This window comes from Komagataeibacter xylinus (assembly GCF_004302915.1).
GTDB lineage: Bacteria > Pseudomonadota > Alphaproteobacteria > Acetobacterales > Acetobacteraceae > Komagataeibacter > Komagataeibacter xylinus_C.
Genome location: NZ_QQBI01000024.1, coordinates 36,471 through 45,983, shown reverse-complemented (window position 1 = coordinate 45,983; position 9,513 = coordinate 36,471). Strand labels below are relative to the sequence as shown.

11 protein-coding genes are annotated in these 9,513 nt (G+C 66.7%); 6 read left to right on the top strand and 5 right to left on the bottom strand.

All coding sequences use genetic code 11. The features are described from left to right. The first annotated feature begins 141 nt into the window (after positions 1-141). Positions 142-498: a hypothetical protein gene (locus tag DV027_RS12605; RefSeq protein ID WP_242621892.1), complete on the top strand. Its 357-nt coding sequence runs from the start codon at positions 142-144 to the stop codon at positions 496-498. A 322-nt stretch (positions 499-820) separates the two neighbouring features. Here DV027_RS12605 and DV027_RS12600 read toward each other — a convergent pair whose 3' ends face one another. After that, positions 821-2,596, bottom strand: coding sequence for a DEAD/DEAH box helicase (locus DV027_RS12600; protein ID WP_130732326.1), 1,776 nt, complete (start codon positions 2,594-2,596; stop codon positions 821-823). A gap of 284 nt (positions 2,597-2,880) precedes the next feature. Next, positions 2,881-3,867, bottom strand: a complete 987-nt coding sequence (locus tag DV027_RS12595) for a zinc-dependent alcohol dehydrogenase family protein (protein ID WP_130732324.1) — start codon at positions 3,865-3,867, stop codon at positions 2,881-2,883. 86 nt (positions 3,868-3,953) lie between these two features. Here DV027_RS12595 and DV027_RS18090 point away from each other — a divergent pair, with 86 nt between their 5' ends. Then, the gene (locus DV027_RS18090) at positions 3,954-4,076 is read left to right on the top strand and encodes a hypothetical protein (RefSeq protein WP_275101002.1); all 123 of its coding nucleotides are present in this window, start codon (positions 3,954-3,956) and stop codon (positions 4,074-4,076) included. Positions 4,077-4,085: 9 nt separating this feature from the next. On the opposite strand, the gene DV027_RS12590 is transcribed toward DV027_RS18090, so the two are convergent. From DV027_RS12590 to DV027_RS12580, 3 genes are all read right to left on the bottom strand, one after another. Next, on the bottom strand, positions 4,086-5,240 hold the full coding sequence (locus DV027_RS12590) for a GNAT family N-acetyltransferase (protein WP_165399191.1): 1,155 nt from the start codon (positions 5,238-5,240) through the stop codon (positions 4,086-4,088). A gap of 77 nt (positions 5,241-5,317) precedes the next feature. Further along, positions 5,318-5,785, bottom strand: a complete 468-nt coding sequence (locus tag DV027_RS12585; RefSeq protein WP_130732322.1) for a RidA family protein — start codon at positions 5,783-5,785, stop codon at positions 5,318-5,320. Positions 5,786-5,828: 43 nt separating this feature from the next. Continuing rightward, positions 5,829-7,391, bottom strand: coding sequence for a TSCPD domain-containing protein (locus DV027_RS12580; RefSeq protein ID WP_207303486.1), 1,563 nt, complete (start codon positions 7,389-7,391; stop codon positions 5,829-5,831). A 301-nt stretch (positions 7,392-7,692) separates the two neighbouring features. Between DV027_RS12580 and DV027_RS12575 the strand changes: the two genes are divergently transcribed. From DV027_RS12575 to DV027_RS12560, 4 genes are read left to right on the top strand one after another with little or no spacing between them, the layout of a single operon-like run. Then, the gene (locus DV027_RS12575; RefSeq protein WP_061272448.1) at positions 7,693-8,061 is read left to right on the top strand and encodes an NADH-ubiquinone oxidoreductase subunit NDUFA12 family protein; all 369 of its coding nucleotides are present in this window, start codon (positions 7,693-7,695) and stop codon (positions 8,059-8,061) included. A 59-nt stretch (positions 8,062-8,120) separates the two neighbouring features. Continuing rightward, positions 8,121-8,657 carry an outer membrane lipid asymmetry maintenance protein MlaD gene (gene mlaD / locus DV027_RS12570; RefSeq protein WP_130732318.1) on the top strand — a complete coding sequence of 179 codons (537 nt, stop codon included), beginning with the start codon at positions 8,121-8,123 and terminating at the stop codon, positions 8,655-8,657. After that, positions 8,654-8,872 carry a hypothetical protein gene (locus tag DV027_RS12565; protein WP_130732316.1) on the top strand — a complete coding sequence of 73 codons (219 nt, stop codon included), beginning with the start codon at positions 8,654-8,656 and terminating at the stop codon, positions 8,870-8,872. Before mlaD ends, DV027_RS12565 begins: the two co-directional genes overlap by 4 nt. Further along, positions 8,869-9,510, top strand: coding sequence for a DUF2155 domain-containing protein (locus DV027_RS12560; protein WP_130732314.1), 642 nt, complete (start codon positions 8,869-8,871; stop codon positions 9,508-9,510). The genes DV027_RS12565 and DV027_RS12560 overlap by 4 nt, the downstream gene beginning before the upstream one ends. The last annotated feature ends 3 nt before the right edge of the window (positions 9,511-9,513 follow it).

Sequence of the window (9,513 nt, the reverse complement as noted above, 5' to 3'; positions counted from 1 at the left end):
TTTGATCTCATCAGGTTGTCACAAACCCATGAATCATAACCTACTGAAATCACTCAACTCATTTTCGGTCAGACACTAACGGCGCGGGCCGCTGATTGCGACAGCAGCCAGACCACCTCCAAATGGGATGTGCTTGGCCGCGTGGCGCAGGCTGGTGACTGCGCCAACACCCGGCTGCAGGACCGTGAGCAGGCGTGGAAGGACAAGCAGCAGAACGTGGAGCAAGGCTATCAGGACCGCAAGGATGCGCTGCGCCAGAATACGGTAGGCCGGTGGGACAATGAAAAGCAGAATCTGTCCGATGACCGCGACCGTGTGGACCAGAAGATCCAGAACGGTCGTGACCGGCTTGATGCGATTCGCAACGCGCCCAAAAATCGCCTCGACAAGCTGCGTGACGCAGGCAGCGAGGAACGCCAGCGCTGGGATAACCTGAAAAGCCAGACCGGCTCCGACGTGAGCAGCCTGTTCGGCGGCAATAGCCAGAACAACCAGTAAAGAACTGTTTAAGAACAGGTTTTTTAGATAAAAAATACCAAAGTCTCGGAATGCCACCTTTTTTGGGAAGGTGGCATTTTTTTGTACCCTCCAGCAGAAGCATCAGCACAAATGCCCTGACTATTAAGGTTTTTTCAAACAGGCTGTCTTTGTGAATTTCTTTGGAAAAAGCGCGTCGCCAGCCGCTGCTTGCCCGTGGCCCGATACCCGCCGTGTTGCGCGACGCTCACGCGGCATGGAAAGTGGCGCCGTTCAAGGCCCTGAAACACAACATGCCCGGACGATGCCGGGCATGAAGGAAACGCAGGGAGATGTCTGGCGCTTACGAACGCGGCGGCCGCTTGCGCGATGAAGCCGCCCCGCGCGGTCCGCCGCCAAACCCGCCACCGGGGCGGCCACCGCCACCACCGGGCTTGCGGGCGAAGGGGCGGCCACCACGCGGCGGGCCGCGGCGGGCCGGGCCCGCGCCACCGGCAGGGGCCGCAGCGGGCGAGATCTGCACTTCGTCATTCTCGATCGCGGCGATGCACGAGCGGAACTTCTCGGTCGATTCCGGCGTGATCTCGAACAGCGTCTGGCTGTCATTGATGCGGATGGCGCCGATATCCGCCTTGCGCACGCCACCAAGGCGGCAGATCAGCGGGATCAGCCATTTCGGGTCAGCCTTTTCCTGGCGGCCCACATTCATGGCAAACCAGGCACCCGGCTCGCCGCTGCCATAGCTCTCGCGCGGGGGGCGGGGGCCATCGCGCTCGGGGCGCTCACGCACGGGGCGCGGAGCATCGGGCGTGATGTGGCGCACGTTCTCTGCCGCGGGCAGGCGGGCGCGGTACATCTGCAGCAGGGCTGCGGCGAGCTGTTCGCTCGTGCGGCCTTCCACAAGCTGGCCCACCAGTTCGGCATCGGCTTCCGCCACGTCCTGGTTCAGCACGGGGTCGGCCAGCAGGCGCTTGGCGTCATTCGCGCGGATTTCGGCGGCCGTCGGCACGCCGGACCATGTGGCCGTGATCTTGGCGCCCTGCATCAGGCGCTCGGCGCGGCGGCGCTGCGACATGGGCACCATCAGCACGCACACGCCCTTGCGGCCCGCGCGGCCCGTGCGGCCCGAACGGTGCAGCAGCGTGGCCGAATCAGTCGGCAGGGTGGCATGCACCACCAGCGCCAGGGCCGGGATGTCGATGCCACGGGCGGCCACGTCGGTCGCCACGCACACATTGGCCTGGCCCTTGCGCAGGCTGTCGATGGCGCGGGTGCGCTCGTTCTGCCCCAGCTCGCCCGAGAGGGCGACCGAGGAGAAGCCACGCTCGACCAGGGCCGCCTGCATGTGGCGCACCATCTCGCGGGTTGCGCAGAACACCATGGTGGTCTGGCTGTCGGTATAGCGCAGCACGTTGACAACGGCGGGGATCAGTTCGCGCGCATCGGCCACGATGGCGCGGTATTCGATATCGGCATGCTGCTTGGCGCCCGAAAGCGTATCGATGCGCACGGCGTCGTTCTGGTAACGGCGCGCGAGGGATGCGATTTCCTTGGCGATGGTGGCCGAGAACAGCAGCGTGCGGCGGGTCTTGGGCATGGCGTCGAGCAGTTGCTCGAGTTCATCGCGGAAGCCGAGGTCAAGCATCTCGTCGGCTTCATCCAGCACGACCACGCGCAGGTCCGACATGTCCAGACGGCCACGGGACTGATGGTCGCACAGCCGCCCCGGCGTGCCGACCACGATATGCGCGCCCATCTGGAGCGCACGGGCCTCGCGCCGCGCATCCATGCCGCCAATGCACGACACGATGCGCCCGCCTGCCGGGGCATACAGCCAGGTCAGTTCACGCGTGACCTGCATGGCCAGTTCGCGCGTCGGCGCAATGATGACGGCCAGCGGCGGGCCTGCTGGGCCAAAATGCTCCGCGCCACCAAGCAGGGTGTCGGCCATGGCGATGCCAAAGGCAACGGTCTTGCCCGAGCCGGTCTGGGCGGAGACAAGGAGGTCGCGCCCCTCGGCTGCGACATCCAGGACCGCTTTCTGGACGGGAGTCGGGTTATCGTACCCACGCTCGTCCAGCGCGCGTTGCAGGGCGGGGTGGGTTTCGGGAAACGGCATGTATCGGGCAATCCGGACAAAAACATGAAGAACATGGGCGACGCAGGAAGGAAACTGGCCGCCGGCCGTGTTCATGCGTCAGGGGAGAAGGCCGGTGCATAAAGAATGATTGCCCCAAAAGCCAGAATTAATAATGGCCGGGGCATTTTTGCACGCGCGCCCAGGCACCATCAGTGCGGGGCAGGGGGAGGGGAAAAAGTTTCCGGATGCCGCCTTATGTTCATAAGGCGGCGTTCTTTTTGGGGCTTTTTGCAAACCGCTTCACCAGAAACTTGATCAGTTTTTCAGGGCACCAGCACCGCAGCGCCTTCAAAGCGGCCGTGGCGCAGGTCATCAAGGGCCTTGTTGGCGTCCTTGAGCGCATACGGCGTGGTAGTGGTGCGGATGCCCACGCGCGGCACGAGTTCAAGGAAGTCGATCCCGTCCTGCCTTGTCAGGTTGGCCACGGATACGATCTGGCGTTCCTCCCACAGCAGGTCATAGGAAAAGGCCGGGATCTCGCTCATGTGGATGCCCGCGCACACCACGCGGCCTGCCTTGTGCACGGCCTTGAGTGCGGCGGGCACGAGTGCGCCCACAGGGGCGAAGATGATGGTGGCGTCAAGCTGTTCGGGCGGGGCCTCATCCGAGCCACCGGCCCATACGCAGCCGAGCGAGCGGGCGAATTCCTGCGTCTTTGTGTCACCGGGGCGGGTAAAGGCATAGACCTTGCGGCCCTGCCAGGCCGCCACCTGCGCAATGATGTGGGCTGCCGCCCCAAAGCCATACAGCCCGATGCTGCGGGCCTCCTTGCCCGCCATGACCAGCGAGCGCCAGCCGATCAGCCCCGCGCAGAGCAGCGGGGCGGTGGCCACGTCGTCATCGCCGTCAGGCAGGGGGAAGGTGAAATGCGCATCCGCCACCGCCTTGGTGGCATAGCCGCCATCACGCGTGTAGCCGGTAAAAAGCGGGTGGTCGCACAGGTTCTCGTGGTCGGTCTGGCAGTAGTGGCAGCAGCCGCAGGTATGGCCGAGCCACGGAATGCCCACGCGCTGGCCCATGTGCAGCCCCTCCACATTTGGGCCGATGGCGTCGATCCGGCCCACGATCTCGTGCCCGGGCGTGAGGGCATGGCCGGGAAAGGGCAGGTCGGCATCGACCACGTGCAGGTCGGTGCGGCATACGCCACAGGCCCCCACGGTCACGCGGATCTGCCCCGGCCCCGGCTGCGGGTCGGGCAGTTCGGTCCATTGCAGGGGGGTGTGGGGGGCGAGCAGTCGCATTGCGTACATGGTGGCGCTCCTTTGTCTGTACAGGGGCGGCCTGCTGGCCGCTGGTGCCATGACGTGCAGGCTAGCATGGCTGTGGCCCCTGCGGCATGACCTGCATCATCGCGCTGTTCGGCTTCAAAAAAACAGAAGTTTTTGGGTGCCCCTTTTTTTTAAAGGCGGCGTTCCCTGAAGCTTTTTGGAAAAAAGCTTCACCAAAAACGTTTGAATGAATTCCAGATTTATTCTTCTGCGCGGTAAGGGGTCATGGCCTCAAGGGCGGGCAGTTCGGCCCGTATGGCCGCGCGTTCATGTTGCAGGAATTCGGCCACGGCCTCGCGCAGGCCGGGGTGGCTGATCCAGTGGGCGGAATGGGTCAGGCACGGGCGGTAGCCACGTTGCAGCTTGTGCTCGCCCTGCGCGCCCGCTTCCACCCGTTTCAGCCCATGGGCGATGGCGAAGTCGATGGCGCGGTAATAGCACAGCTCGAAGTGCAGGAACGGCCAGTCCCCCTCGCGCCGCCCCCAGTTGCGGCCGTACAGCGTATCGCGCCCCATCAGGTTGAGCGCGCCGGCCACCGGCACGCCGTCCTGCCTGGCGATCATCAGCACCACCCTGTCGCCCAGCCGCTCGGACAGGAGCGGGAAGAAGGAGGGCTGCAGATAGGCGCTGCCCCATTTGCGGTCCACGGTAGAGAGGTAGAAGTGATAAAAATCATGCCACAGCGCCTCGGTAATCTCCGCGCCGCGATAGGTGTGGAATGTCAGCCCGCAGGCATTGGCATCGCGTCGCTCGCGCCGGATGGCCTTGCGCTTGCGTGAGGCCAGCATGCCCAGAAAATCGTCAAAGCTGGCATAGTCCTGGTTATCCCAGTGGTACTGCACGCCAAGGCGCTGCAGCCAGCCGCCTTCGCCCAGCAGTTCATATTCATGCGTCGTGCAGAAGGTGACATGCACGGAGGAAAGTCCCATCTCGCCACAGGCCTGCCGCAGCGCGCGGCCCGCCAGCAGGCGCAGGCTGTCGGCATCGGGGGCGGTGGGGTGAACGAGCAGGCGCGGCCCCGGCACGGGCGAGAACGGCACGGCGACCTGCAGTTTGGGATAATACTGCCCGCCCGCCTGCTCGAAGGCGCGGGCCCAGGCATGGTCGAACACGTATTCGCCAAAGGAATGGCCCTTGGCGTAAAGCGGGGCGACTGCAAGCAGGCTGCCTTCGCCGTCGCGCAGGGCAAGGTGCTGGGGCATCCAGCCGGTCTGCGGGCCGGTGGAGCCGCTGTCTTCAAGTGCCGAGAGGAAGGCGTGGCTGACAAACGGGTTTTCATCGCCCGCGCAGCCATCCCACTGCGCCGCCGGGATCTCGGCAATCCGGCGGTGCAGGGTCATGGTGGTGCCGGTCATGATGCCTGCGCCGTGGTGCAGGCTGTGCGGGGCGGTGCGGTCATGACAGGCTCCCTTTGTTATGCGTGGTGGTTACATCAGCCGATTTCGAACAGGCCTTCGACCTCGACAGCGGAGTCGAGCGGCAGCGAGGGCACGCCCACGGTCGAGCGCGCATGGCGGCCCGCATCGCCAAATACGGCTACCGCCAGGTCGGAGGCCCCGTTCATGACGGCGGCATGCTGCGTAAAGTCGGGCGTGCAGGCAATGAACCCGCCCAGCCGCACCACGCGCTTCACGCGTGAAAGGTCGCCAAGGGCCGCCTTAACCTGCGCGATCACGTTGATCATGCTGTAGCGCGCGGCTTCCACCGCCAGTTCCACCGCCACGGTGCCGCCGAGCTTGCCGGTGGTCAGCAGCTTGCCATCAACCAGCGGCAACTGGCCTGACACCACCAGCGATGACCCGCTGATGACGGTGCCCACGTAATTGGCCACGGGTGTGGCGGGGGTGGGCAGCATGATGCCAAGCTGCTTGAGGCGCTGTTCGGGGGTTGTATCGGGCATGGGCAACAATCCTTGCATTCAGGCGGCGGGGTACGGCGCCGGGTTATCCGACCAGCCGCAGCCCGCGCCGCCGGGGGGGCGTGTCATCGCCATCGTCATTGCCGGAGCCGGGCAGGTCGAGCGGCAGCATGGGGGCGGGGCTTTCGGCCAGCGTCTCCTCATGCGGGGCATCGGGTAGCCTGCGGCCCAGATAGGCATCTGACAGGGCGCGGAAGGCGTAGTCGAGCATGGATGTGGCGTAGGATGCAACCGGGTCGCCCTCCACCGTGCCCGCGGGGCCGAACTGGGTGTAGGCAAAGGCCTCGACATAGCTTTCCAGCGGCGCGCCATATTGCAGGCCGATGCTTACGGCCTGGCCCAGCGTGTCCATCAGGCCGCGCACCATCGGGCTCTCCCGCGTGGGCGTCAGGCTGATTTCGCCCAGCGACCCGTCGGCATATTCCCCCGTGCGCAGGAACAGGCGGTGGCCGCCGATGCGGGTTTTCTGCGTAAAGCCGCCATGGCGTGCGGGCAGGTGGCGGCGCACGCCGCGCTCCAGCCCCGCGCGGGTGGCCAGCGTGTCACGCGTGGCATCGGGGCGGGCGGGCACGCGGTCCACAAACCCGCTGAGCGCGCGGTGCATGGCCTGGTGCGAGGCGGCGGCGGGCAGGGGCAGCACGCTCTCGCCCGCAAGGGTGGCGGCGAAGGCTGCCTCCAGCGTCAGGCCCCGGCTGGCCAGTCGGGCCAGCGTGCTCATGGCCAGCCGCCCGTCAGGCCGCAGCGGGGAAAAGACGGGGGCCAGCCCGCATGCTTCCACGCCCAGCAGCGCATCGATGGGGCCGGGGGTGGAAAAGCCGGTCTCGACACGGGCGGCGGGCTGGTCGGTCTCGACAGCCGCTTCCTGCCATACGCTGCGTGCGATCTGGCTCACGCCGGGCAGGATGCTGCGCACGGGGGGCAGGGGCATGGCGTCCGCCCCTTCGCCCGCATGGGCCACGAGGGTGGCAAGGGCCACGATGCTGCATGCCGCGTCGCGCCCGGCCTCGCTGTCATAATCGAGCCCCAGCCCGGCCAGGCAGGCATCGAGGTTGGTCAGCAGCAGCGCACCCGCAACAGGGGCGCGCTCATGGCTTTCGCCAGCAGGAGGCAGGGTGACGGCACGCAGGTGGGCCACCGCGCCGCCCGCAGGCTCGGGCAGGGGCAGCTCGCCATTGCGCATGTGCAGCTTCTGGTGCGCAAGGGTGCGCAGCACGCGGGCCAGCAGGCGCAGGGCCGCTACGAAGTCGCGCGCCATGAAGCTGTTATCGGCCTCGACAAAGGCGGCGAGGTTGACCACGAAGGCGGGCCTGCGGTCATGGTGGCCATGCCACAGGCTTTCGCTCGGTGCGGCCTGGCGCATGAGCAGCAGGCACGACAGCGCGCGCGCGACCGGTCCAATGACCGGGCCGGACACCTCGCCCGCGCACAGGTCATCGATCCATCGCGCCGCGAGTTCGGGCAGGTTGGCGGGGCCATGGCCGGGGGCCAGCCGGGCCACGGCCTCGGCTGCCGTGTCATCCCAGTCGGCGGGCAGGGTTACGGAACGCGGCGCGTCGTCTGGGTCCGCTGCGGCTTCAACGGTACGCATACGCACGCCGTTCCAGTGGCTTCGTGCTGTCATGCTTTATGTTTACCGGGCGGCAGCACGCTGGCGGAACCCGCTTGCGGCGGAGTCGCAACTATACATGCCCCTGAATACAGTGGATATGGGGGATAACTGTGCGGCGACCATGCGCGTGGCCATCACCGCGCCGTGAGGCGGGGGTCTTTGAAATGCCTTTGACAGGGTGCGGGCTGCCTCGACGCCCCCCCGCCGATCCCGCAGATGTGACGGTCGCGCACGCATATGCGCGTGGACCGCGCGACCACGGGCGGATTAGGCTTGCGGCATGGCAAATCTAGGCACCCGCATCTACACCCGCTTCAGGGGGCGACTGGTCGGCAAGGATGCCGACGGGCGCTGTTATTATGAGGCCCGCACGCCCAACCGCACCGGCGGCGGGGAAAAGCGCCACGAGCGCTGGGTCATCTATCACAGGGGCGAGGACGCATCCGCCGTGCCGCCCGAATGGTGGGGCTGGCTGCACCACATGGAGGCCGCCCCCCTGCCCGAGAGCGCGCGCCAGCCGTGGCAGCAGCCCTGGCAGCCCAACCAGACCGGAACAGCGGGAGCCTACCACCCGCCGGGCAGCGACTGCCGGGGCGGCCAGCGGGCTTCAACCACCAGTGATTATGAGGCATGGTACCCCGAGGGATGAAACCCGTGGCGTAACCTGCTAGGGTGCGCGCCATTGGATATTGGGGAAGCTTTGCCACCATGGTTGCTGCTGTTTCAGGGCGCGCGGGCCGTCAGCCAGCGGAACTTCTTGCCGGTTTTGCCGTGCTGGCCGGGCTTGCGGGGCTGCTGGCCTATGCCGTGCTCGACAAGGGCCGCCCGCATGAAACCGGCTACCGGCTCAATGCCGGGTTCGCCCATATCGATGGCCTGTCCATCGGCTCGGATGTCAGGCTTGCGGGCATTACGGTGGGGCAGGTGGTCGATGAGCGCGTCAACCCCAGGACGTATGCCGCACAGGTCACCTTTACCGTACGCCCCGACATCAGGCTGCCTGATGATACGGCGGCCATCATTACCAGCGACAGCCTGCTGGGTGGCAAATACATTGCCCTCTCGCCCGGTGGCGATGACAAGATGCTCGCCCCCGGCGGCACGATTGGCGAGACCCAGGGCGCGATCAGCCTTGAGCAGCTGCTCAGCAAGTTCATCTTCTCGGTAACCGATACCCTGACCAAGGCCCGGCAGGACAAGGCGAACCAGCCTGCTGCCCCCGCGCCGGGCGGAGACGCGCCATGAGCGGTCAAGACGCCCTGCCCGCCATGTGGCCACAGCGTGATGGCACGCCGGTTTCCTGCCGTGACAAACTGCTGGTCCTGCGCGAAAACCATCAGGAAGTGCGGGGTGTCCTGCAGGATGCGTTCGAGGATGCCGTGCTGATGGGCGTGGATGAGGCGGCCATGCGCCAGATCCTGATCGACGTGGTCAACACCCTGCGGAGCCCCCACGCATGAGGCGCGTGCTCCGCTCCCTGCCCGCCCTGCTGCTTGCTGGCCTGCCGGGCCTTGCCCATGCCACCGAATGGCTGGCGCCCCCTGCTATGTACCCACCCGATACGTGGCAGGGCCGCACGGTGGCGGTGGTGCGCGTGCTCGACAAGCTCGATGCCCATACCGAACTGCTCAACGTGCCCGTGGGTCAGGACATGCCCTACAAGAGCCTGACCCTGCGCGCCACGTCATGCCTGCAGCGCCCCGCCACCCTGCCAGCCGATAGCGCTGCCTGGCTGGACGTGCATGACGCGCATGAGGGCATGGCCGCCTTCCAGGGCTGGATGGCGGTGGCCGAGCCCGCGACCGGCGTGTTCCAGAACCCGCTTTATGATGTGCAGCTGGTCGGTTGCGCGGGTGACAGTGTCGCCCCCACCCCGCCGCCACTCGCCGCTGTGGCAGCCCCGACGGAGGCCGCGCCCGTAGCCCCCGCCATGGCCACGCCCGATGGCCAGCCCGCGGCGCCTGAAGCGGGTGGAGCAGGTGCGGCGCCAGTCGCTCCGGCAGCCCCCCCGGCCGCGCCGCAGCCGGTCTCCCCGCCGCTGCCCGCCATGCCGCCCGAGCCCGCCGATGAGGGCGCCGCCCCCCTGATGCTGCATTAGAAA

Bases quoted from the DNA above. Each gene is read 5' to 3' on its own strand.
- DV027_RS12560 (WP_130732314.1), top strand. From the start codon at position 8,869: ATGAGGCGCGTGCTCCGCTCCCTGCCCGCCCTGCTGCTTGCTGGCCTG.
- mlaD (WP_130732318.1), top strand. From the start codon at position 8,121: ATGGTTGCTGCTGTTTCAGGGCGCGCGGGCCGTCAGCCAGCGGAACTT.
- DV027_RS12575 (WP_061272448.1), top strand. From the start codon at position 7,693: ATGGCAAATCTAGGCACCCGCATCTACACCCGCTTCAGGGGGCGACTG.
- DV027_RS12590 (WP_165399191.1), bottom strand. From the start codon at position 5,240: ATGACCGGCACCACCATGACCCTGCACCGCCGGATTGCCGAGATCCCG.
- DV027_RS12585 (WP_130732322.1), bottom strand. From the start codon at position 5,785: ATGCCCGATACAACCCCCGAACAGCGCCTCAAGCAGCTTGGCATCATG.
- DV027_RS12595 (WP_130732324.1), bottom strand. From the start codon at position 3,867: ATGTACGCAATGCGACTGCTCGCCCCCCACACCCCCCTGCAATGGACC.
- DV027_RS18090 (WP_275101002.1), top strand. From the start codon at position 3,954: ATGACCTGCATCATCGCGCTGTTCGGCTTCAAAAAAACAGAAGTTTTT.
- DV027_RS12580 (WP_207303486.1), bottom strand. From the start codon at position 7,391: ATGCGTACCGTTGAAGCCGCAGCGGACCCAGACGACGCGCCGCGTTCC.
- DV027_RS12600 (WP_130732326.1), bottom strand. From the start codon at position 2,596: ATGCCGTTTCCCGAAACCCACCCCGCCCTGCAACGCGCGCTGGACGAG.
- DV027_RS12565 (WP_130732316.1), top strand. From the start codon at position 8,654: ATGAGCGGTCAAGACGCCCTGCCCGCCATGTGGCCACAGCGTGATGGC.